The sequence below is a fragment of the Aeromonas sp. QDB56 genome (genome assembly GCF_027705505.1).
GTDB classification, from domain to species: domain Bacteria; phylum Pseudomonadota; class Gammaproteobacteria; order Enterobacterales; family Aeromonadaceae; genus Aeromonas; species Aeromonas caviae.
Window position 1 is genome coordinate 1 of sequence record NZ_JAPDBZ010000036.1, and the last position, 22,033, is coordinate 22,033.

Here is a 22,033-nt window from a genome sequence, read left to right on the forward strand (position 1 = left end):
TGGCATATGGATTTAGGGACTCAGAATACTTTTTTCTGAAAATCAAGGCGGCCTTCCCCGGAAAGCCGCGATGAACCCATTTTTTAGCCCTGATACTACGTGGACTGGAACTCAAATTCTCTTAAGTGAACAGCATTGCGACTGGATGGGGCCTATCTGCTTGGGGGGAAAGTTCACCACGGCGACGATCTGGCGGCCCACCAGATCCTCCGGTCGATAGAGGTCGGTGATCTGGGCGCTGCTCTTGCGCACCCCGAGCTCGGGGCCGAAATCCGCCCACACCTTGTAGGCGGGGCGGCGCGCCTCGGGGAAGGGCTCGACCCGCACCAGGGTGCCCACCCTGAGCTCCACCATCTCGAAATCCTGCCAGCTTATGGTCTGCATCTTGGCTCCTCGTTGCCCATACCTTGCATGAGCCTCAGCATGCCTCGAGTGCCCGGGGATTGTCTTCGGCAAAGAGCCGACCGATTACGGCAGGCAGCCGTTTTGCCGGCGCCAGAGGGAAGGGGTCAGTCCGGTTTCGGCCAGGAAGCGCTCGGCAAAGGCTCCCTGGTTCTGATAGCCGCAGCGGCTGGCCACTTCGCCGACGGGCAGCCGGGTGCGAGCGAGCAGGGTGCGGGCCAGCGCCATACGCCGCATCCTGAGGTAGTGGGAGACGCTCGTGCCCACCTGCTGGCGAAAGGCGTGTTTGAACTGGCTCAGGCCGAGGCAGGCGATGGCGGCGAGTTCCTCGTTGGTGAGGGGGTCTGCGAGGTGGGCTTCCATATGACGCTGCACCTTGGCGATACGAGGGGCTATGCGGGGAGCGACGGCGGGGCCCATGCCGCGTCCCTCGGTCAGCAGCCCGAGCCACACCTGATCCATGCCGGCCACGTGGCGCCCCTCGGCCACCATGCGGTGCAGGAAGGCGAGGTAGTGGCGCTGGGCCTCATCCAGCTCGACGAAGGGGTGGTCCCCCAGGGCGGCCGGCAGCCAGTGGCTCTGCTGCACCAGAAACACGTGCGCCGGGTCGGCGGCGTAGGCGTGGCGAAGGCCAGGGGCGATGATGCAGGCAAAACCGGGGGCGAGGCGACATCCCCGACCCTGCACCTCGATCTCGAGGGGGCCGACGAGGGGGATCACCAGCTGGGCGTGGTCATGACTGTGGCTCTGCATGTCGCTCTGGTAGTGACGCAGGCTGAAGGGGGAGGCGGCAGATAAGCATGACGCGGCACCGGGCCGCGTCATTGAAAGGGATGCATCGTTTGCCATGGGCAGCCGCATTACTCGGCGTCGAAGTCTTCGATCTCTTTGCCAAGGGCTTCCATGATGGCGCGGGCCTCGGCGGGGACGCTGTCCGGGTGATCCTTGCGCAGGTCGTCGTCACAGGGCAGCGGCTGGCCGGTGAAGGCGTGCAGGAAGGCTTCGCAGAGCAGCTCGCTGTTGGTCGCATGACGCAGGTTGTTCACCTGGCGACGGGTGCGCTCATCGGTCAACACCTTCAGCACCTTGAGCGGGATCGAGACGGTTATCTTCTTGACCTGTTCGCTCTTCTTACCGTGCTCTGCATAGGGGCTGACGTAGTCGCCGTTCCACTCTGTACCCATGTTCCACCTGTAGTCGTTTGGCCGTGAGCGCGGATTTTAACCCTTAAGGAATTCAATGGCAATCCAACAGCAAAGCCATTTAGACGTCTAGAAGTGTTGACGGCTTTTTTAAGGTGGCGTAGTGTGGTGCACCATGGGCCGGCAGTCCGGCCAGCGAAAATGAGAGCGGGGCTGGACGACCCACGAGGCGGACCGGCTCCGGCAACCCATCAAGGAGAGTGACATGACCCACAAGGCCACCCTGGCGGTACGCACCGGGATTGAGACAGATACGCAGCACGGTGCCGTGGTGCCCCCCATCTACCTCTCCAGCAACTACACCTTTGCCGACTTTGGCGAGCCCCGTCAATACGACTATGCCCGCTCCGGCAACCCGACCCGCACCAATCTGGCGGATGCCCTGGCGGCCCTGGAAGGGGGGGCCGGCGCCGTGGTGACCGGCACCGGCATGGGGGCCGTTCACCTGGTGACCACGGCTCTGCTCAAGGCGGGGGATCTGCTGATCGCCCCCCACGACTGCTACGGCGGTACCTGGCGCCTGTTCGAGTATCTGGCGGCCAAGGGCCACTACCAGGTGCAGTTCGTGGATCAGGGAGACGAGGGGGCGCTGGCCGCCGCGCTGGCCCAGAAACCCGCACTGGTGTGGGTGGAGACCCCCTCCAATCCGCTGCTGCGGGTGGTGGACATCGCCGCCATCGCCGAGGCCTCCCACGAGGTGGGGGCCCAGGTGGTGGTGGACAACACCTTCCTCTCCCCCTTGCTGCAACAGCCCCTGGCCCTTGGTGCCGACGTGGTGGTCCACTCCACCACCAAGTACATCAACGGCCACTCCGACGTGGTAGGGGGGGTGGCGATCGCCAAGGATCAGGCTCTTGCCGACTCCCTGGTGTGGTGGGCCAACTGCCTGGGGCTCACTTCCGGTGCCTTTGACTCCTACCTCACCCTGCGGGGCCTGCGCACCCTGGCCCCGCGCCTGCGCACCCATCAGGAGAACACGGATCGCATCCTCGCCTTCTTGCAGCAGCAGCCGCTGGTCAAGCGGATCTATCATCCCAGCCTGCCGAGCCATCCGGGCCACGACATTGCGCGCCGTCAACAGTCCGGCTTTGGCGCCATGCTAAGTTTTGAGCTCGATTGCAACGAGACGGGGCTGCGCGCCTTCCTCGCGGGACTGCGCCTCTTCTCGGTGGCGGAGTCCCTCGGCGGGGTGGAGAGTCTGGTGGCCCACCCGGCCAGCATGACCCACAGGGCCATGACCCCTGCGGCCCAGCAGGCGGCGGGTATCAGTGCCCAGTTGCTGCGCCTGTCGGTGGGGATTGAACACGGTGAGGATCTGGTGGCCGATCTGGCCCAGGGGTTTGAACAGGCGCAGTTGGCACAACAGGCAGAGCAGGTGAAGTAATGGAACAACAACAAGGAGAGTGTGTGGTGGCAACAGAGGCAGTCTTCAAGCGGCGCCATGTACACAAGTTCGGCGGCAGCAGCCTGGCGGATCCGGTCTGTTATCGCCGGGTCGCCAGCATCGTCGAGCAACAGGTGGGGGGCAACGAGCTGGTGGTGGTCTCCGCCGCGGGCAAGACCACCAACCGGCTGATCCAGCTGGTGGAGCTGGCGGAAGCGGGGGATGAGGCCGCAGGCGAAGCCATCACCGCCCTGCACGCCTATCAGCAAAGCCTGATCGACGGCCTGCTGGAAGGGGAGCTTCACCTCGATCTGAGCCAGCAACTGACGGGCGACATGCAGCTGATCGCCAAGACCCTGGAGGGGCAGTTTGACCGCTTCGAGCGCAACGGCCTGCTCGCCTTTGGCGAGGTGTGGTCCGCCCGCCTGCTGGCTGCCCTGCTCACCAGCCGGGGTGAGGCGGCCGCCTGGCTCGATGCTCGCAGCTTCCTGCGCGCAGAAGACGGCGCCCTCATCAAGGTGGATACCGCCCTCTCCAGCGAGCTGCTCAAGGCCCGCCTGGCCGAGCACGCCGGTCGCATCGTGGTGACCGGCTTCATTGCCGCCGACATGGAGGGGCGTTCCCTGCTGCTGGGGCGCAACGGCTCCGACTACAGTGCCAGCCTCCTGGCGGCGCTGGCGGACGGCGAGTCCACCACCATCTGGAGCGACGTGGCCGGGGTCTACAGTGCCGACCCGCGCCGGGTGAAAGAGGCTCGTCTGCTGGAGCGCCTGAGCCTGGCCGAGGCCAACGAGCTGGCGCGCCTGGGCTCCTCGGTGCTGCATTCGCGTACCCTGCAGCCGGTGGCCGACAGCCGTCAGCGCCTCACCCTGCGCTGCAGCTACAATCCGGACGAAGGCTGCACCCACATCCTGCGCCGTGCGCCCCGCTCCGGCGGTGCCCGCATCGTCTCCTCGGTGGATCAGATAGCCCTCATCGAGCTCAAGGTGCTGCCGCAGACGGACTTTGAGCAGACAGTGGCGGCCATCGAGGCCCATCTGGCCCGCCATCGCCTCCATCCGCTCACCCTGCAGCGCCAGCCGGATCGGCGGGTCCTGCGTCTGGCCTACACCCTGGAGGTGGCACAAGGGGCCTTCGAGGTGCTCCGTGACTTCCAGTTGCAGGGCAACTTTACCGGCCTCATCCAGAAGGAGGGGTTCAGCCTGGTCGCCCTGGTGGGAGCCGGCGTCACCGACAATGCCGAGCAGTGCCACCGTTTCTACCAGCTGTTGGCGGATCAGCCTCTGGAGTTCGTGCAGGTGGCCAAGGACGGCCTGAGCCTGGTGGCCGTGCTGCGCCAGATCGTGCTGGAGCCGCTGCTCATCGCTCTGCACAGTGCCCTGTTCAGCCGCCCGACCCGGGTCGGGCTGGTGGTGTTCGGCAAAGGCAATATCGGTGGTCACTGGCTGGGGCTCTACGCCCGCGAGAAGGCGCGCCTCGAGCATGAGCTCAATCTGGCGCTCACCCTCTACGGGGTCTTCGACTCCAAGGGCGGGCTGCTGGACGAAGAGGGGCTGGATCCCCTCAAGGTACAGGACAACTTCAATCCCAAGCCGCTCATCTGGCCGGAGCTGCTCTCCCAGCTGGAGCAGCACAGTTTTGACTCCCTGATCGCGCTCGACATGACCGCCAGCGAGACGGTGAGCCGCTACTACCCGGACTTTGCCCAGCTCGGCATCCACATCATCGCCGCCAACAAGTTTGCCGGTGCCGCCGACAGCGAGTTTTACCAGCGCATCAAGCAGACCTGCCGCGACCATCAGGTGCAGTGGCGCTACAACGCCACCGTGGGGGCCGGGCTGCCCATCCAGTCCAGCATCCAGATGCTGCGTCAGAGCGGTGACCGCATCCAGGGGGTTTCCGGCATCTTCTCCGGCACCCTCTCCTGGCTGTTCCAGCAGTATGATGGCACTCGCCCCTTCTCCGAACTGGTGGACGAGGCGTGGCAACACGGCCTGACCGAGCCGGATCCCCGGGAGGATCTCTCCGGTCAGGATGTGCGCCGCAAGCTGCTTATCCTGGCGCGGGAGGCGGGCTTCGAACTCGACTCCGCCGACATCGAGCTGGAGAACCTGGTGCCGGTGGTCCTGCGCAAGGTGAGTGCGGATCAGTTCATGGACAGGCTCAAGGAGCTGGATGACCCTATCCAGACCGCCTTCGAGGGGGCGCGCCGGGTCGGCAAGGTGCTGCGTTATGTCGCCCGCTTCGAGCACGACGGCAAGGCCCGCGTCGGGCTGGAGGCGCTGGAGCCCCATCACCCGTTTGCCAACCTCTTGCCCTGCGACAACGTGTTCGCCATCGAGAGCGACAGCTATCGCACCAACCCCCTGGTGATCCAGGGGCCGGGAGCGGGCCGGGAAGTGACGGCCGCCGCCATCCAGTACGATCTCTGGCAGATCTGCGCCAGCCTCTGAGGCTGCGTGACACGATGCAATGAGAAGAGGCGCCCCAGGGCGCCTCTTCTGTTATCGGGTAGTGGAGTTACCAGAACAGCCGGCCCAGGAGGGGGGCGAGCAGCACGGTGGCCATGCCGGCGATCATCATCACCATGCTGGAGACCACCCCCTCCTCGTTGCCCATCTGATAGGCCCTGGCTGTCCCGGCCCCGTGGGCCGAGGCACCAAAGCCCGCGCCCTTGCCAAGGCGGCTGCGGATGGCGAGCACGGTGAGCACGCTTTCTCCCACCGCCATGCCGATGACGCCGGTCAGCACCACGAACAGGGCGGTGAGATCGGCGTTGCCACCCACGGAACGGGTCGCCTCCACCGCGAAGGGGGTGGTGATGGATCTCATGGCCATGCTGCGTTGCAACAGCTCGGAGAGGTTGAGCCAGCGGGCCAGCAGCACTGTGCTGCCCACCGCCATCACCACGGACGCCACGACCCCGACCGAGAGGGAGAGCCAGTGGCGGCGCATCAGCTGGCGATTCTCGTAGACGGGCACCGCGAAGGCGACGGTGGCAGGGCCCAGCAGCCAGAGCAGCCAGTGGGATTCGGCCATGTAGTCCCGGTAGGGAATGTGGAACAGCATCACCACGGCCACCAGCAGGGTGGGGGCCAGCAGCAGCGGCATCAGGGGCAGGATGCGCTTTTTGCCATAGAGCCACTTGCTGGCGTAGTAGAAGAGCAGGGTCAGGGCGAAGCAGAGCAGGCCGAGCAGGGTGTCAGACATGGCGGCGACTCCGGCGGGCCAGCTTCAGCTCGAGGCGATAGACCCTGTCCACCACCAGCGCCGTGGTGCCGAGCACCAGCACGGTGCTGACGATCAGGACCACCATGATGCGCCACCCCTCCTGCAGCAGCAGCTCCTGATAGTTGACCACGGCCACTACGGCAGGGACGAAGAAGAGCAGCATCTCCGCCAGCAGCCAGCGGGCCCCGGCACTGAACCACTGGGCCTTGACCACCCCGAGCAGGATGCAGACCAGCAGCAGCAACATGCCGGTGAGGTTGGCGGGCAGGGGCAGGTGCAAGGTGCGCACTGCGATGTCGGCCAGCAACCAGATGGCCGCCAGCAGGGCGATTTGGAAGGGGGTTTGCAACCAGCGAAGGCAGAGGGTTTTCATGGCAAGCGTCTTTCTGTGAACCTGCTCACAGTATAGAGAGGGACCAAACCTGCAAAAAATGAATTTAAATTATCAAAATCATGCCAAAGAGGCATGATTTAGCCAGCCATCCCCGTCAAGAGAGCACCATGGATATTCGAGCCCTGCGTTACTTCGTCGAGCTGGTGCGGGAGCAGAGCTTCACCCGCGCCTCCGAGAAGCTGTTCGTCACCCAGCCCACCATCAGCAAAATGATCCGCAACATGGAAGAGGAGCTGGGCCAGCCCCTGCTGAGCCGGGTCGGCCGCCGCTTCACCCTGACCGACAGCGGCCAGGTGCTGTTCAATCGGGCCCAGACCATCCTGGCGGAGATGCAGCAGCTGGAGGCGGAGCTGGCGGATCTGCAGAGCCTGCAATCCGGGCGTCTTGCCCTCGGCATCCCGCCCATGGTGGGTCATGTCTATGCGGATCTCATCCGTACCTATCGCAGCCGCTACCCCGGTGTGGAGCTCTCCATCGTCGAATATGGCGGGCGGCGCATCGAGCAGGCGGTGCTGGCGGGGGAGCTGGATCTCGCCATCACCATGCTGCCGACCAGGGAAGAGGGGGCCCTCTGCGCCCTGGATCTGGACAGTTACCCCATCCGGGTGGTGCTACCGGACCTGCCCCGCTGGCGAGAGGGGGGCGAGATCCGGCTGGAGGCTCTGCGGGACGAACCCTTCCTGCTCTATACCCAGGCCTTCACCCTGAGCGAGCGGCTGGAGCAGGCCTGCGAGCAAGCCGGGTTCGTGCCCCAGGTGGCGGCCCGCAGCAGCCAGTGGGACTTTCTCACCGCCATGGTGCGAAGCGGCATGGGGGTCGCCTTCCTGCCGGAGCCCATCTGCCGGCGGCTGACGCCGGACGGGCTGGTGTTGCGCCCTCTGGCCCCGGCGCTGAGCTGGCGACTCGGGGTGATCTGGCCAGGGGATCGCTACCTCTCCCGCACCGCCGAGGCCTGGCTTGCCCTGTGCCGCGAGCAGGGCTGAGGAGCGGGTCTGGGGTTAGGGGGTCCCCGGTGACGCCATGCCTGTGACGAAGCGGGCATAGGCTGCGGAGTGTCGCACCTCCTCAATCTCGTCCCACACCTGTTGGCTGAGATCGGGGTGGGCCTGATGGAAGGGGTGGGAGAAGATGAGGTAGTAGGGTTTTTCGACCAGGGGAGGGGTGATCCGCTCGAGTGTGGCCTGCAACTGCGGGTGGGCGGCCAGGGTCCGTTCTGCGACCCCGGTTTGCAGGGCGGCGGCAACGGCGCGCTGCATCGCGACCTTCTTGAGCAGGATCAGTGGTTCCCTGCTGGAGTCATCCACCCTGACACCGCTCTCCCGCAGTTGGGCGACGATGGAGAAACCGGACTGCGCCGCAATGACGCCAGGGGCGACAAGCTGCCGGCCATCCCAGCGAACCTGTCCGCCTTTTGGCTGGTAGAGGCTGTAGCTCTCGGTGAGCAGGCGCTTGGCGGGATCAGGTGCTCCGTGTCGCATGGGATAGACCCCTATGGTGCGAGCACGCTCTTCGCTGTAGCTCAGCTTGACGGCGGCATCGAGCTGGCCCTGGCTGACGAGGGAGAGGCAGCGTTTCCAGGGAAGGGGGGTGAGAATGATGGGATGCCCGATCCGGTTTGCCACCTCCTTGAGGTGGAACTGCACTATCCCCTCGCCGGACATCAGCAACCAGGGAGGCGAATCGCTGTTCTCCATGCAGGCACGAATGCTGCCGGGGGCGGCCATGACGCAGGTCGGCAGCAACCAGAGCAGCAGCGCCAGACAGAAAGTGCGCAAGGGGAGCCTGCCTGACAGGGGAGAACCGGCGAGCCAGTCAGGGAGCGATGCCAAAGTCATCCCTCATCGGGTCATAGAGATAGGAGCGGTAGTCGGTGCTCTCGTCGGGCAACTGCGGGTTGGTCAGCCGGAAGATCTGGCGTGAATCGAGCCGGGCAAAGACCAGGGAAGGCTGGAAATGTTGGCGCCAGAGGCGCTGCAGGGAGCCATCTTTCCAGGCCAGTTGCAGGCCGCGCAAAAGGCGCTCGCGCTCCTTGCTGTAGGTGGCGTGGCTATAGAGGGAGTGGATGAGCGGATAGAAGAGGGCGACATGGCTATCCACGGTCAGCCCCGGCAGGCCGGGTCTGTGGTTTTTCCACTCGCTCAATATCTCGTTGGCACCACGGCAGAAGGGATCGATCCGGCCACGGGCCACCAGGCGAAACAGTGACTCATAGTTATCCACCTCCTGCACCCTGAAGCCGTTGTAGCGAAGGATGTCGGCATCCCGCCAGCCTGTGCCCACCCCTTGCGTGAACTGCTGCAACTGGGACAGGGTGTGAACCCCGGCCAGGGCCTGGGCACTGCCGACAAAACAGACCCGGTAGCCGAGCACGCCCAGATCGATGGGGAAGGGGACCAGGCTGACACCGGGTTGAGGGATCTCCTGGGGCCAGCTGTCGACGATGAAGAGGGCATTCTTGCCCGGCGTTTGCACTTCGAGCCGCATCCTCGCCTTGTTCATCCTGATGGCGTCGAGCAGTTCATAGTCGCCGTAATCGGGCCGTGTTTTCTCCAGCGCCAGCTGCATCGCCGCCCGGTAATAATTCATGCGGACATCCTGTTGGGTTTCCCCGGTGATCAGGGTGAAGCGGGTGGCCGCCATCGTGAGGGACGGGAGGGAGAGGGCGAGCAAAAGGAGCAGGATTCGATGCATCTTGACCGGGTTCGGCAACGGGATTGTGCCCAGTATAGACGGGCCATTCCCGTCGACACAGCGCTATCAGGCTCTGGCAGATCTGACCTCTTGAGAAGGGGGGCATGCGGATTTCATCAAGAGACCCAGGCGACGACAGAGTTGGCGCAGCGTCTGGTTGTCGAGGCAGCCAAAGCCGAGCAGCCACCCCTCCAGCGTCGGCGGGCCCAGGTAGAACTGGCCCAGATGACGCAGCCCCAGCCCGCAGGCGTTGGCGGCATCGGTCCAGCGCGCCTCGCCACCGGGGGGCAGCAGCACGGCGCACTGCAGGCCGGCGCCGCTGTGGATGGGGGTGAGCCCCGGGCAGTGCTCGGCCAGTTCCGCCAGCAGCAGATCCCGTCTGCTCTGGTAGAGGAGGCGGCTCTGGCGCAGGTGGGTGGCGAAGTGCCCGCCCCGGATGAAGTCTGCCGTGACCGCTTGCTGCAACTGGTTGCTGTGGCCGTCGACGGCGGCCCGGGCGCGGCAGAAGGAGTCCATCAGCGGCCTGGGCAGCACCAGGTAGGCGAGGCGCAGCGAGCCGAACAGCACCTTGCTGAAGGTGCCCACATAGATCACCCGCCCCTGGCCGTCGAGCCCCTGCAGGGCGGGCAGGGGACGCTGATCATACTGGTACTCCCCGTCGTAATCGTCCTCCAGGATCCAGGCGCCGTGACGCTCTGCCTCGGCCAGCAGCGCCATGCGGCGGGGCAGGCTCATGGGGACGCCAAGGGGGTACTGGTGTGCCGGGGTGCAATAGATGAGGCGCGGCGCAGGATGATCCCCATGAGGGTTGAGCCCCTCTTCATCCACCGGCACCGGATGCACCCGGGCACCGGCGCTCTCCATGGCGGTGCGAGCCCCGGGATAACCGGGGTCTTCCACCCAGACGGTGTCACCGGCATCGATGAGCAACTGGGTCGCCAGCAGGATCCCCTGCTGGGAGCTGGTGAGGATCAGGATCTGATCCGGCTCGCACACCACGCCGCGGGACTGCACCAGATAGCTGCTGATGGCGGCGCTGACTGGGGCGGGCGCGGCGCGGGGCGCACCGCCGCCAGGGCGACAAAGCTGCCGGCGCCCACCTTGCGCACCAGATACCCCTCCGCCTCGAGCCGGCCATAGGCCAGTTCCACCGTGCTGCGGGAGATACCGAGATCCCGGGCCAGGAGGCGGCTGGCGGGCAGGCGGCTGTGCAGGGGCAGGTGGCCCGCCAGGATGGCCTCGCGCAGGGTACGCACCAGTTGTTCGTGCAGGGGCAGATCCCCTTGCTGCTGGCTGGCGAAGAGCGTTGGCAGAACGGTCATGGTGTGATCCCGTTGGCGCGGGGGTTGCGCCCCTTTCGAGGCAGGGATCCTGCCCGCAGGGCATGGCGCGGCTGTGGGGCTGGCGACCGACGGGCAGAGCGGGTGGGGTGGATGGTCATGGTGGCGGCTCGATGAAATTGGTCTGCCCATATTGGCAAAATTGGTCGGCGTGGCAAGGCCATTTTGTCGCTACATTGATGGTCACAGGGTGGCGCCAGCGGGCGGCACGGATTGGCAACACAAGGAGTCTGCATGTCGGAATACAGTGCCACCATCAGTTGGCAGCGGGGGGAGCACGAGCCCTTCGTCGATCAGCGTTACAGCCGGGCCCATGAGTGGGCGTTTGATGGCGGGGGCAGGGTGCCGGCCTCCTCCTCTCCCCATGTGGTGCCGCTGCCTTACTCGGTGGCGGAACATGTAGACCCGGAAGAGGCGTTTGTGGCGGCCCTGTCCAGTTGCCACATGCTCATCTTCCTCTGGCTGGCGACGAAGGCGGGCTATCGGGTAGAGAGCTACCGGGACGAAGCGGTCGGCATCATGGCGAAAAACGGACAAGGTCGCCTCGCCATGACCCGGGTCACCCTGCGTCCCAGGGTGATCTTCGGGGGAGAGCAGGAGCCCGCCCTGGCGGATCTGGAGCAGTTGCACCACCAGGCTCATGAGGAGTGCTTCATCGCCAACTCGGTCAACACCGTCGTCACCACAGAGATCGTCATCTAGTCATCAGGAGCGTTCAGGATGAGTCATGTATTGAGCACAGGGGTGGCAGGGGCCGCCGAAGCCAGCGCCTTTTTCGAGGCCCAACTGAAGTTTCGTACCGATCCGGCGGATCTGGCCGCCGATCTGCTGGCCGGGGTAGCGGGCATCGTGGTCATCGATACCCGCTCCCCCGCACACTATGCCGAGGGGCACATTCCCGGCGCCATCTCCTTCCCCCACAGGACCATGACGGCGTCGACCACGGCGGTACTGGACCGGAACCTGGTGTATGTCTGCTATTGCGACGGCATCGGCTGCAACGGTTCGACCCAAGGGGCCTACAAGCTGGCGTCCCTCGGGTTTGAGGTCAAGGAATTGATAGGGGGTCTGCACTGGTGGCGTCAGGACGGTTTCGCCGTCGCCACGGGCAGTGAGCCCGGAGTGCTGCTGGAAGGGGGAATTGCCTGTGCCTGTTGAACGTTGCAATGAGGGGGGCGACGCCTCTCTGTCCGGCGCCGCCCTTTTCAACGACTTTGGGCAGCCTCTGGGGCGTGCGCTGCCAGAATGGCGCGGCGCCGAGTTCCCTCCCCACCGTGCACTGCATGGCTGGGGCTGTCGTCTCGAGCCCCTTGATCCCGAGCGCCACCTGGGGGATCTGTGGCAGGCATTCAGTGTCGACAGCGGGGCCATGTGGACTTACCTGACCAGCGGCCCTTTCGCGGACGAGGCCGCCATGGGGGTCTGGATGCGGGAGGTTGTCACCAAGCGGGATCCCCAGTTCTACGGTATCATCGACGAGGGGAGCGGACGGGCGCTGGGGCTGGCGAGCTACCTGCGCATCGATCCCCTGGCGGGCAGCATCGAGGTGGGCTGGCTGCACTTCTCCCCCGCCATGCAGCAGTCACGGCTGGCGACGGCGGCCATGGTGTTGATGATGGCCAATGCCTTTGCCCTGGGATACCGGCGCTACGAGTGGAAGTGCAATGCCCTGAACCTGCCTTCGCGCCAGGCGGCCCTGCGCCTGGGCTTTCACTATGAGGGGACCTTCCGTCAGGCGCGGGTGGACAAGGGACACAACCGGGATACGGCCTGGTTCTCCGTCATCGACAGCGAGTGGCCCGCCCTGAAAGGGTGCTTCGAGCGCTGGCTGGAGGACGGCAACTTCGACCATGCCGGGCGTCAGCGTCGCCGACTCTCCGAACTGACCGCCGCCTGCCGCTCTGGGGCGTGTTGAGGGCGACAGATCACCCGCCGGGACGGGGTGGTTTCCGGTCGGGTTCCTTGGGCGCTTCGCACACAAAGCGCCAGATCCGACATCCAGACGCAAGAGGCGCCAGTCATGGCGCCTCTTTTGTTTGTTCAGTCGTGGTGATCGCCGATGGGGGCCGCAATCCAGTTCATCAGCCGGACCATGTCCCCGGGGGCCACGCCGACCGAGAGCCCCCGCTTGCCACCGCTCACCAGGATCTCGTCGAAGGCCATGGCGGAGTCGTCCAGCACGGTGGGCAGCAGCTTCTTCTGGGCCAGGGGGCTGATGCCGCCCACCTTGTAGCCGGTCAGCTTTTCGGCTTCCGCCGGCTTCATCATCTCCACCTTCTTGAGTCCGGTGGCCTTGGCGAGCTGCTTGAGGCTGCACATGCCCGAGGAGGGTACGATGGCCACCACCGCCTGCTTGTCGTGATGGGCGAGCAGGGTCTTGAACACCTGCGCCTCGGGCAGGCCCAGCTGGGTAGCGGCATGTTTGCCGAAGTCGTCGTGGGCTTCGCACTCGTAGGGGTAGAGCCTGTGGGGGATCTTGAGCTTTTTCAGCAAGTTGATGGCGGGTGTCATGGGGTCTCCTCGAACCGTGGCAAGGCCAGACAGTCTGCGCCCGGGAGCCGGATGTGGCAAGAACCAGTCTTCACACCCAATCGGGGCCTGTGTTAGCGTAACCGGGTGCCGGATCCTATGATTTGGGCACTTGTCCCCGCATTCCAATGCAATGCGCCGGCGATCGAAAGGAATCGTAGCCATGAATACCACAGCACTTTGCGCTCGCGATATCGACGCGATGGATCGATATGAGACCCTTGCCAGGCTGACCGCCCTTGATCGGGCCTATGGCATGGTCGAGTTCGATCTCGATGGTCGCATGGTGTCGGTCAACCCCCTGTTTTGCGACATGCTGGGCTATCCCCCCGAAGCGCTGGTGGGCCAGTCCCATCTCATGCTGTTGCCGCCGGATCTGCAGGCGGAGCATGATCTCTTCTGGCAGAAGGTATTGGGTGGCGAGATCCAGTCGGGGGAGTTTCGCCGGGTCAGGCAAGGTGGCAGCCCCCTCTGGCTCCATGCCACCTACATGCCCGTGAGCGACGAGGCCGGCACCCTGCTGGGGGTGGTCAAGCTGGCGCACGACATTACCTCGGCTGTGATGGCCAAGCAGCGGGTCGAGCAGCAGAGCCAGCTGTTTGACATCGTGGTGGCCGCGCACCAGAGTTTTCTGCTCGATCGCAATCTCGGCTCCGCCTGCGATACCGTCTTCGAGCGCCTGCTGAGCGTGAGCGAGAGCTCCTATGGTTTCATCGGCATCATCCAGTACGAGGATGGTCGTCCCAGTCTCTATGTCCCCTCCATCTCCAATGTCTCCTGGGACGAGGCGACCCACGCCTGGTATGAGCAGCAGCGCCAGAGTCGGGGCGGGCTCATCTTCAGCAAGCTCGACAACCTGTTTGGGCACGTGGTGACCCACAATACCCTGGTGTGCTGCAACGATCTGCCGAGCCATCCAGCCAGTCGCGGTGTCTCCCCCCGTGGTCATCCGCACCTGGAGAGCTTCCTCGGCATTCCCATCCGCCACAAGGGAGAGGCGATCGGCATGATCGCTCTGGCCAACCGCCCGGGTGGCTTTGACGAGACCCATGTCAGCCTGCTCGAGCCCCTCACCACGGCCCTTGGCACCCTTATCCACGCCCGCAACCTGGAGGACGAGCGCAGCCGCATGGAGCGGGTGCTGCGCTTCAACGCCGAGCACGATTTCTTGACCAAGCTGCCCAACCGCAGCAGCTTCTTCCAGCAGGCCAACGTGCTGCTGGATCACGTCCAGCACCATCCCGCCGAAGGGGAGGCCTGCTGCCTGGCCTTGATAGATATCGACTTCTTCAAGCAAATCAATGATGTATATGGACACCTTGCCGGAGATGCCGTGCTGGCGTCGCTGGCGGGGCTCCTGATGCAGGCGGTGCGCAGCAAGGATCTGGTGGCGCGCTTTGGCGGGGAGGAGTTCATCTTGCTGCTGCGGGGCACGACCCTTGAGGAGGCACACAGCATCATGGAGCGCATCCGGCATCAGGTGGAGCAGCACACCTTCCTGTACCAGCACCAGGCGATCACCGTCACCATCAGCGTGGGGATCACGCCCTATCAGATGAGTTACAGGCGCATGGATGACTGGCTTCAATGCGTGGACCAGCGACTTTACGAGGCAAAACGTCGGGGTCGCAACCAGGTCTCCTGATGAGAGGCCATATCGCGAAATAAAACAGGGCGCCATCATGGCGCCCTGTTTGTTGTGGATGTTTTTTTCCCTTAGAGGGGGCTGTGCTGGCGGCAATATCGGGATCCCCGTGCCCGGCAGAGATGAAAAAGGGCGCCGGGGCGCCCTTGTTTGCAACGGTCCGGGATCAACCGGTGTTGCGCATGCCGGCGGCGATGCCGGCGATGGTGACCATCAGCGCCTGATCCAGCTCGGGGTGCAGGGTCTCCGGGTGGTTGCGGGAGCGATTGAGCAGCTCGGCCTGCAGCACGTTGAGCGGGTCTGTGTAGGGGTTGCGCAGCTTGATGGACTCCTTGATCCAGGGCTGATCGTCCAGCAGGTCGCCCTGCGGGCGCAGTTTCAGCACCACTTCGATGGAGTCGGCAAGCTCCTGACGCAGCTGCTTGCCGAGTGCCCACAGGTTCTCCGGCACCAGGCGGGTGTCATAGTATTCCGCCAGCCAGAGGTCGGCCTTGAGGAACACCATCTCCAGCATCTCGAGACGGGTGCGGAAGAAGGGCCACTGGCGGCTCATCTCGTCCAGCACGCTCTTCTGGCCGTCGTCGATGGCCTGTTGCAATCCCTTGTGGGCGCCGAGCCAGGCCGGCAGCATCAGCCGGTTCTGGGTCCATGCGAAGATCCAGGGGATGGCGCGCAGGCTCTCGACACCGCCGTTGGGCTTGCGCTTGGCGGGGCGGGAACCGAGCGGCAGCTTGCCGAGCTCCATCTCCGGGGTGGCAGCACGGAAGTAAGGTACGAAGTCCGGGTGACCGCGCACGATACTGCGGTAGTGATCGCAGGAGACAGACGCCAGCTGCTCCATCACGGCGCGCCAGCTCTCTTTCGGCTTGGGCGGCGGCAGCAGGTTCCCCTCCAGCACGGCGCTGGTGTAGAGGTTCAGGCTCTGGATGGCCACCTTCGGCAAGCCGAACTTGAAGCGGATCATCTCCCCCTGTTCGGTTACCCGCAGGCCGCCGCGCAGGGATCCCGGGGGTTGCGACAGGATCGCCTGATGGGCGGGGGCGCCGCCACGGCCGACGGTACCGCCGCGGCCATGGAACAGGGTGAGGCGGATGTTGTTGGCTTCAGCCAGCGCCACCAAGGATTCCATGGCGGCGTACTGGGCCCAGCCTGCGGCCATCATGCCCGCATCCTTGGCGGAGTCGGAGTAGCCGATCATCACGTACTGACGGCCCTGGATGTAACCGCGATACCAGTCCACCGACAGCAGGCGTTCCATCACGGCGGTACCCGCCATCAGGTCTTCCTGGGTCTCGAACAGCGGGGCAACCGGCATGCGGAACTTGCAGCCAGCTTCCTTCAGCAACAGCTGGACCGCCAAGACATCGGACGGGGCACCGGCCATGGAGATGATGTAGATGCCGAACGCATCGGGGTCGTGCTGGGCGATGACGCGACAGGTGTCGATGGTCTCGCGGGTCTCGGCACTGGGATCCCAGTCGCTCGGGATGAGGGGGCGGCGGGAGTTCAGCTCGCGCAGCAGGAAGGCCTGCTTGTCCTCTTCGCTCCACTCGGCGTAGTCGCCCACACCCAGGTAGCGGGTCAGCTCGGAGAAGACCTGGCCGTGACGCTCGCCATCCTGACGGATGTCCAGCTTGACCAGGTGGATGCCGAAGCAGGCCAGCTTGCGCAGCACGTCCAGCAGCATGCCGTCGGCGATGTTGCCCATGCCGCAGGCGTGCAGGGAGTGGTAGCAGAGCTCCAGGGGCTCGCGCAGCTGGGCGGTGCTCTTGACCAGATCCCGGCTCTCGCTCGCCTGGCCCTGTACCTTGGCGGTCAGGTACTCCTGGGTCTCGCGCAGTTGCTCGCGCAGCTCGCGTACCAGGGCGCGATAGGGTTCCGGGTTATCACCGACCCGGGCACGCACGGCGTCAGTGCAATCGGCCATGGAGAGCTCGGAGGTGAGCTCCTTGATGTCCTTGTAGAACAGGCTCACCGCCATCCAGCGGCCCAGCTCCAGCACTTCGGCGGTCACCTTGGCGGTGACGAAGGGGTTGCCGTCGCGGTCACCGCCCATCCAGGAGGTGAACTTGACCGGCGCGGCGTCCAGCGGCAGCCGCACACCCAGATGGTGTTGCAGGCGCTCGTCCAGATTGCGCATGAATTCGGGGATGGCCGGCCACAGGCTGTTTTCCACCACGGCGAAGCCCCACTTGGCTTCGTCCACCGGGGTCGGGCGCTGTTCGCGGATCTCGTTGGTGTGCCAGGCCTGGTTGACCAGTTGCTCGATGCGACTCTGGATCTTGTCCCGCTCGCGGGGCAGCAGATCGGAGAGTTCCAGGGCCTCGAGGCAGTCGTTGAGCTGCACGTGCTTGTGGATCAGGGTACGACGGGTCACCTCGGTGGGGTGAGCGGTCAGCACCAGATCGATGTCCAGCTCGCGCACGGCCTGGATGATGGCCTCCTGGGACAGGTTGGAGGCTTTCAGCTTGTCGAACATCTGCTCCAGCGGGTCCGGGGTGCAGACCTGCTCTTCGCAGCGACGGGAGATGGTGTGGAACTGCTCCGCCACGTTCGCCAGGTTGAGGAACTGGCTGAAGGCACGGGCCACGGGCAGCAGTTCGTCATCGGAGAGGGTACGCAGGGTGTCGAGCAGGCGCTCTCTGTCAGCCTCGTTCCCCTTGCGGGAAGACTTGGCCAGTTGGCGAATGGTCTCAATCTTGTCGAGGAAGGCCTGCCCCTGATGATCCTTGATGGATTTACCCAGCAGTTGGCCCAACATGCCTACGTTGGCCCGTAGTGCGGCGTACTTTTCGTTCATTCCACATCCTTATTTTGTTGGTGCCTCCTGACCTTCCAGGCGGGAGGCGACCTCACTTATTGTTGTGCGATTACAACATATGCTCCGTCATCTTAGGGGGACAATCTACCCAGATTGTCTGCGCAAGGTCAAATAACAAGCCGATTCAGAACATGTATTTTCCTCACCTGTCCCAAGGCGCCTGTCATGTAACTTACTTACATCCCTGTTTGGCTAGACGCAGAAGCGCCGGAGCAGGTGCTGCAGCACCGCCGTGGTCGGTTTGACGAACGACAGATCCAGGTATTCATCGGGCTGGTGGGCCTGGGTGATATGGCCTGGGCCCATCACTATGGTCTCGCAACCCAGCTGCTGGATAAAGGGGGCTTCGGTGCAATAGTTCACGGACTCGGCGGCCCGGCCGCTCGCCTTTTCCGCCTCCCGCACCAGCTCGGAGTCATCCTGGCAGGCATAGGCCGGAATGGGTTCGTGCAGGTGCTGCAGGTGCAGGCAGCCGGGCTGGTGGATCTCGATGGGGGAGAGCGCCTCTTTCAACATGCCCATCAGCTCGTCGGGGCCCACCTGCGGGGTGGGGCGCATGTCGATGTGCAGCTCGCAGCAGCCGCAGATGCGGTTTGGGCTGTCGCCCCCCTGGATGTAGCCGAGGTTCAGGGTGGGCTGGGGCACGGCGAAGCGGTGATCCGCGTACTTCTCCTTCAGATCCCGCTGCAGCTTGAGCACCTGACCCATGGCCTTGTGCATGATCTCCATGGCATTGACGCCGTTGGCGGGATCCGAACTGTGGCCGCTTCGGCCTGTGATGCGAATGGCTTCCGACATGTGGCCTTTGTGGGCCACCACGGGCACCAGCCCGGTGGGTTCGCCGATCACCGCGTAGTCGGGTTTGAGTTCGGCTGCGGCGGCGATAGCGCGGGCCCCGGCCATGGTGGTCTCTTCATCGGCGGTGGCAAGAATGCGCAGCGGTTTGCTCAGGGTCTTGAGGTCGACCTCCTTGAGCGCTTCCACGATAAAGGCGAAGAAGCCCTTCATGTCGATGGTGCCGAGCCCGTACAGGCGGTTGCCCTCTTCGGTCACCTTGAAGGGGTCTTTGGTCCAGGCTCCTTCATCGAAGGGAACCGTATCCGTGTGACCTGCGAGCAGCAGCCCCCCTTCTCCCTGACCATAGGTTGCCACCAGGTTGAACTTGCCCGGCAGATCCGGCAGGGCCGTCACCTCGCACTGGAATCCAAGCTGGCCGAACCAGTCGGCCAGCAGCCGGATTACCGCCTCATTGCTCTGATCCCAGCGAGTATCCGTGCTGCTGATAGAGGGAATCGCAATAATATTCTTATAAAGTGAAAAAAAATCCAGTTTGGCCATCAGCTCCTCCTTGCGTCCCCGGAGTGTTTCTGTTAGAAAATACAAATGCAAAGTGAGTGCATGAATATTCTATTCGAGTGCTCATCGACAAGGCCTCTAGTTGTAAGGGAAAGTTAATGTTCTGTCACCTGATCTGTAACCGACGACGCATATCCGCCTGAATTGCCCCTCCGCACTCGTTGCATTAAAGGGGCGATAGCCGACCCCTTGCACCGCAGCACCATGCTGTGAATTTCGAACCCAGACTTGGAATACTCAAACATGCTTAAGACCGTTATCGTCGGTGCCAGTGGCTACGCGGGGGCCGAACTGGCCGCTCTGGTCCAGAACCATCCACAACTCGAGCTGTTCGGCCTCTATGTTTCCGCCGGCAGCCAGGACGCCCACAAGCGCTTCTCTTCCCTGCATCCCCAGTGGGTGGGCAAGCTGGATCAGCCGCTGCTGCCCCTGGACGAAGACGGCATGACCCGGATCCTGACCCAGGCCGATCTGGTGGTGCTGGCCACTGCTCACGAGGTGAGTGCAGAACTCGCGCCCAAGTTCCTGGCCAAGGGGTTGCCGGTGTTCGATCTCTCCGGTGCCTTCCGGGTCAACGATCAGCAGTTCTACTCCTCCTTCTACGGCTTCACCCACGAGAATGAGCAGTGGCTGGAGCAGGCCGCCTACGGTCTGGCCGAGTGGAATGCCGATGCCGTCAAGGCCGCTCAGCTGATTGCCGTGCCGGGATGCTACCCGACCGCCTCCCTGTGCGCTCTCAAGCCGCTGCAACAGGCCGGGCTGATTGCCCAGGGATGGCAGCCCATCATCAATGCGGTTTCCGGCGTCTCCGGGGCCGGTCGCAAGGCCGCCATCAACACCAGTTTCTGCGAAGTGAGCCTCAATCCCTACGGCACCTTCAATCACAGGCACCAGCCGGAGATCAGCCACCACCTCGGCAAGGAGGTGCTGTTCCAGCCCCACCTCGGCAACTATGTGCGGGGCATCCTGGCCACCATCTATGTGCAACTGGCAGAAGGGGTGACGCCGACCCAGGTGGATCAGGCCTACCTCAAGGCCTACGAAGGCAAGCCCCTGGTACGCCTCACCGGCCAGATGCCCTCCATCCGCGGCGTGGCGAGCACGCCCTACTGCGACATCGCCTGGCAGCAGCAGGGCAACATGCTGGTGGTGGTTTCTGCCATCGACAACCTGCTCAAGGGGGCCGCCTCGCAAGCCATGCAGTGCATAAATATCAAGTTTGGTTTTGAACCGGCCACCGGCCTGATTTAACGCTTTAAGAAAGGATCGAGAAGATGGACAAGCAGACGCTGGTAATCAAGTTGGGTGGTGCCCTGATCGAGAACGACGAGGCCCTGACCGCCCTGTTCGCCACCCTGAAGACCTTCCTGGATGATCAGCACCGTCCTCTGGTGCTGGTGCACGGTGGTGGCTGCCTGGTGGACGACCTGCTCAAGGGGCTGGGCATGACCTCCACCAAGAAGAACGGCCTGCGGGTGACCCCGTTCGAGCAGATCCCCGTGATTGCCGGTGCCCTGGCCGGGACCGCCAACAAGATGATGATGGCCAAGGCCATCTCCACCGGCATTCCTGCTGTGGGTCTGTGCCTCGCCGACGGCGGTCTGTGCCAGGTGACCCAGCTCGATCCGGATCTCGGTGCGGTCGGTGACTGCAAACCGGGCAACCCGGCGCTGGTGGCCGGCATCCTGGGGCAGGGCTTCCTGCCGGTGGTGAGCTCCATCGGCATCACCGCCGACGGACAGATGATGAACGTCAATGCGGATCAGGCGGCCACCGCCATCGCCGAAGCGCTGGGCGCCGATCTGGTAATGCTGTCGGATGTGAGCGGCATTCTGGATGGCAAGGGCAAGCTGGTGCCGCAACTGGACAAGCAGAGCGCGCTGGACCTGATGGAGAAGGGCGTTATCACGGACGGCATGGCCGTCAAGGTGAAAGCCGCCCTGCACGCCGCAGAGACCCTGGGCAAGCCGGTCTGTGTCGCCAGCTGGCGCTACCCGGATCAGCTGCTCAAGCTGCTGGCTGGCGGCGCTGTTGGCACCCAGGTCACCCTCTGATCTCCACCGGGAAAGGACAATCCGATGCAACATCTTCTGAAAGACAGTGATTTAAGCAAGGCCCAGATCGAGGCGCTGCTGGCGCTTGGCAAGGCGGTCAAGGCCGATCCGAAGAAATACAGCCAGGCCCTGGCGGGCAAGAGCGTGGTCACCCTGTTCGAGAAGCCCTCCCTGCGCACCCGGGTCACCTTCGACATCGGCATCGCCAAACTGGGTGGTCACAGCGTCTATCTGGATCAGCAGAACGGGGCGCTCGGCAAGCGGGAGTCGGTGAAGGATTTCGCCAGCAACCTGTCCCGCTGGTGTGACGCCATCGTCGCCCGGGTGTTCGATCACCAGACTCTGGTCGAGCTGGCCGAGTTCGGCTCGGTGCCTGTGGTCAACAGCCTGTGCAACCTCTACCACCCCTGCCAGGGGCTGGCGGATTTCATGACCATCAGCGAGCACTACAGCGACCTGTCCAAGGTGAAGCTGGCCTATCTCGGCGATGGCAACAACGTGAGCCACTCCCTGCTGCTGCTGGGGGCGACCCTCGGTACCGATGTGACCCTGGTCTGCCCGAAAGGCCATGGCCCGGATACCCAGATCTTCCTGCAAGCCCAGGGGCTGGCAGCTCAATCTGGCGCGACCATACATATCAGCGATGATGTCGCGGATATCGAAGGCTTTGACGTGGTTTATACCGATACCTGGGTTTCCATGGGTGACAACACACCAATGGAGCAGGTAAAAGATATCTTCATGCCTTATCAGATCAACCAGGCCCTGCTCGATCGGACCGGCATCCAGCACGTGCTGCACTGCCAGCCGGCCCACCGGGAGCTGGAGATCACCTCGGAGGTCATGGACGGCCCAGCCTCCCTCATCATGGATGAGGCAGAAAACCGGATGCATATCCAGAACGCCGTGCTGCTGACCCTGTTCGGACAGGGCCAGAAGTAATCCGGCAACCGACCCGGAATCACCCCTTTTTATCGAATCATC

Annotated in this window: 19 protein-coding genes and 2 pseudogenes; 10 read left to right on the forward strand and 11 right to left on the reverse strand. The window is 64.0% G+C overall.

Annotated features, from left to right (window positions below; all coding sequences use genetic code 11):
• Positions 1-135: 135 nt before the first annotated feature.
• The 3 genes and pseudogenes from OKB81_RS08055 to metJ form a co-directional block, all read right to left on the reverse strand.
• Positions 136-384, reverse strand: a pseudogene (locus OKB81_RS08055) (tRNA-binding protein); the annotation flags it as partial.
• 84 nt (positions 385-468) lie between these two features.
• On the reverse strand, positions 469-1,227 hold the full coding sequence (locus OKB81_RS08060) for an AraC family transcriptional regulator (RefSeq protein WP_160837677.1): 759 nt from the start codon (positions 1,225-1,227) through the stop codon (positions 469-471).
• Between the two features lie 35 nt (positions 1,228-1,262).
• On the reverse strand, positions 1,263-1,586 hold the full coding sequence (gene metJ / locus OKB81_RS08065) for a met regulon transcriptional regulator MetJ (RefSeq protein WP_005327165.1): 324 nt from the start codon (positions 1,584-1,586) through the stop codon (positions 1,263-1,265).
• A gap of 223 nt (positions 1,587-1,809) precedes the next feature.
• Between metJ and metB the strand changes: the two genes are divergently transcribed.
• Both metB and OKB81_RS08075 read left to right on the forward strand, forming a co-directional pair.
• Entirely contained in the window at positions 1,810-2,988 is a 1,179-nt protein-coding gene (gene metB / locus OKB81_RS08070; RefSeq protein ID WP_052815522.1) for a cystathionine gamma-synthase, read from the forward strand.
• Positions 2,988-5,441, forward strand: coding sequence for a bifunctional aspartate kinase/homoserine dehydrogenase II (locus OKB81_RS08075; RefSeq protein ID WP_160837679.1), 2,454 nt, complete (start codon positions 2,988-2,990; stop codon positions 5,439-5,441). The genes metB and OKB81_RS08075 overlap by 1 nt, the downstream gene beginning before the upstream one ends.
• A gap of 67 nt (positions 5,442-5,508) precedes the next feature.
• Here the strand turns inward: OKB81_RS08075 and OKB81_RS08080 are convergent, their stop codons facing one another.
• A complete protein-coding gene (locus OKB81_RS08080; RefSeq protein ID WP_010675703.1) occupies positions 5,509-6,198 on the reverse strand; it encodes an LrgB family protein in 690 nt (229 codons plus the stop codon).
• On the reverse strand, positions 6,191-6,592 hold the full coding sequence (locus OKB81_RS08085) for a CidA/LrgA family protein (RefSeq protein ID WP_039040574.1): 402 nt from the start codon (positions 6,590-6,592) through the stop codon (positions 6,191-6,193). The genes OKB81_RS08080 and OKB81_RS08085 overlap by 8 nt, the downstream gene beginning before the upstream one ends.
• A 128-nt stretch (positions 6,593-6,720) precedes the next feature.
• Between OKB81_RS08085 and OKB81_RS08090 the strand changes: the two genes are divergently transcribed.
• Positions 6,721-7,596, forward strand: coding sequence for a LysR family transcriptional regulator (locus OKB81_RS08090; RefSeq protein WP_039040573.1), 876 nt, complete (start codon positions 6,721-6,723; stop codon positions 7,594-7,596).
• A gap of 15 nt (positions 7,597-7,611) precedes the next feature.
• On the opposite strand, the gene OKB81_RS08095 is transcribed toward OKB81_RS08090, so the two are convergent.
• From OKB81_RS08095 to OKB81_RS08105, 3 genes and pseudogenes are all read right to left on the reverse strand, one after another.
• The gene (locus tag OKB81_RS08095; protein WP_244058995.1) at positions 7,612-8,388 is read right to left on the reverse strand and encodes a substrate-binding periplasmic protein; all 777 of its coding nucleotides are present in this window, start codon (positions 8,386-8,388) and stop codon (positions 7,612-7,614) included.
• 37 nt (positions 8,389-8,425) lie between these two features.
• Positions 8,426-9,304: a hypothetical protein gene (locus OKB81_RS08100; protein WP_234888594.1), complete on the reverse strand. Its 879-nt coding sequence runs from the start codon at positions 9,302-9,304 to the stop codon at positions 8,426-8,428.
• Positions 9,305-9,370: 66 nt separating this feature from the next.
• Positions 9,371-10,626 (reverse strand): annotated as a pseudogene (locus tag OKB81_RS08105) (aminotransferase-like domain-containing protein).
• Between the two features lie 252 nt (positions 10,627-10,878).
• Here OKB81_RS08105 and OKB81_RS08110 point away from each other — a divergent pair.
• Genes OKB81_RS08110 through OKB81_RS08120 form a run of 3 tightly spaced genes read left to right on the forward strand, consistent with a single transcriptional unit; the run spans position 10,879 to position 12,559 of the window.
• On the forward strand, positions 10,879-11,346 hold the full coding sequence (locus OKB81_RS08110) for an OsmC family protein (RefSeq protein ID WP_160837683.1): 468 nt from the start codon (positions 10,879-10,881) through the stop codon (positions 11,344-11,346).
• A gap of 18 nt (positions 11,347-11,364) precedes the next feature.
• On the forward strand, positions 11,365-11,802 hold the full coding sequence (locus OKB81_RS08115) for a rhodanese-like domain-containing protein (RefSeq protein ID WP_069651919.1): 438 nt from the start codon (positions 11,365-11,367) through the stop codon (positions 11,800-11,802).
• Positions 11,803-11,830: 28 nt separating this feature from the next.
• Positions 11,831-12,559, forward strand: coding sequence for a GNAT family N-acetyltransferase (locus OKB81_RS08120; protein ID WP_160837703.1), 729 nt, complete (start codon positions 11,831-11,833; stop codon positions 12,557-12,559).
• Positions 12,560-12,684: 125 nt separating this feature from the next.
• Here OKB81_RS08120 and ybaK read toward each other — a convergent pair whose 3' ends face one another.
• Positions 12,685-13,155: a Cys-tRNA(Pro) deacylase gene (gene ybaK / locus OKB81_RS08125; RefSeq protein ID WP_010675694.1), complete on the reverse strand. Its 471-nt coding sequence runs from the start codon at positions 13,153-13,155 to the stop codon at positions 12,685-12,687.
• A 181-nt stretch (positions 13,156-13,336) separates the two neighbouring features.
• On the opposite strand from ybaK, the gene OKB81_RS08130 reads away from it, so the two are divergent.
• Complete coding sequence (locus OKB81_RS08130) at positions 13,337-14,818, forward strand: GGDEF domain-containing protein (RefSeq protein WP_160837685.1); 1,482 nt, start codon at positions 13,337-13,339, stop codon at positions 14,816-14,818.
• Positions 14,819-14,984: 166 nt separating this feature from the next.
• On the opposite strand, the gene ppc is transcribed toward OKB81_RS08130, so the two are convergent.
• On the reverse strand, positions 14,985-17,618 hold the full coding sequence (gene ppc, locus OKB81_RS08135; protein WP_010675692.1) for a phosphoenolpyruvate carboxylase: 2,634 nt from the start codon (positions 17,616-17,618) through the stop codon (positions 14,985-14,987).
• 213 nt (positions 17,619-17,831) lie between these two features.
• Positions 17,832-18,977, reverse strand: coding sequence for an acetylornithine deacetylase (argE, locus tag OKB81_RS08140; RefSeq protein ID WP_201933081.1), 1,146 nt, complete (start codon positions 18,975-18,977; stop codon positions 17,832-17,834).
• 261 nt (positions 18,978-19,238) lie between these two features.
• Here argE and argC point away from each other — a divergent pair, with 261 nt between their 5' ends.
• Genes argC through OKB81_RS08155 form a run of 3 tightly spaced genes read left to right on the forward strand, consistent with a single transcriptional unit; the run spans position 19,239 to position 21,991 of the window.
• The gene (gene argC, locus OKB81_RS08145; protein WP_010675690.1) at positions 19,239-20,246 is read left to right on the forward strand and encodes an N-acetyl-gamma-glutamyl-phosphate reductase; all 1,008 of its coding nucleotides are present in this window, start codon (positions 19,239-19,241) and stop codon (positions 20,244-20,246) included.
• 23 nt (positions 20,247-20,269) lie between these two features.
• Positions 20,270-21,049, forward strand: a complete 780-nt coding sequence (gene argB / locus OKB81_RS08150) for an acetylglutamate kinase (RefSeq protein WP_010675689.1) — start codon at positions 20,270-20,272, stop codon at positions 21,047-21,049.
• Positions 21,050-21,073: 24 nt separating this feature from the next.
• Positions 21,074-21,991: an ornithine carbamoyltransferase gene (locus OKB81_RS08155; protein ID WP_160837689.1), complete on the forward strand. Its 918-nt coding sequence runs from the start codon at positions 21,074-21,076 to the stop codon at positions 21,989-21,991.
• The last annotated feature ends 42 nt before the right edge of the window (positions 21,992-22,033 follow it).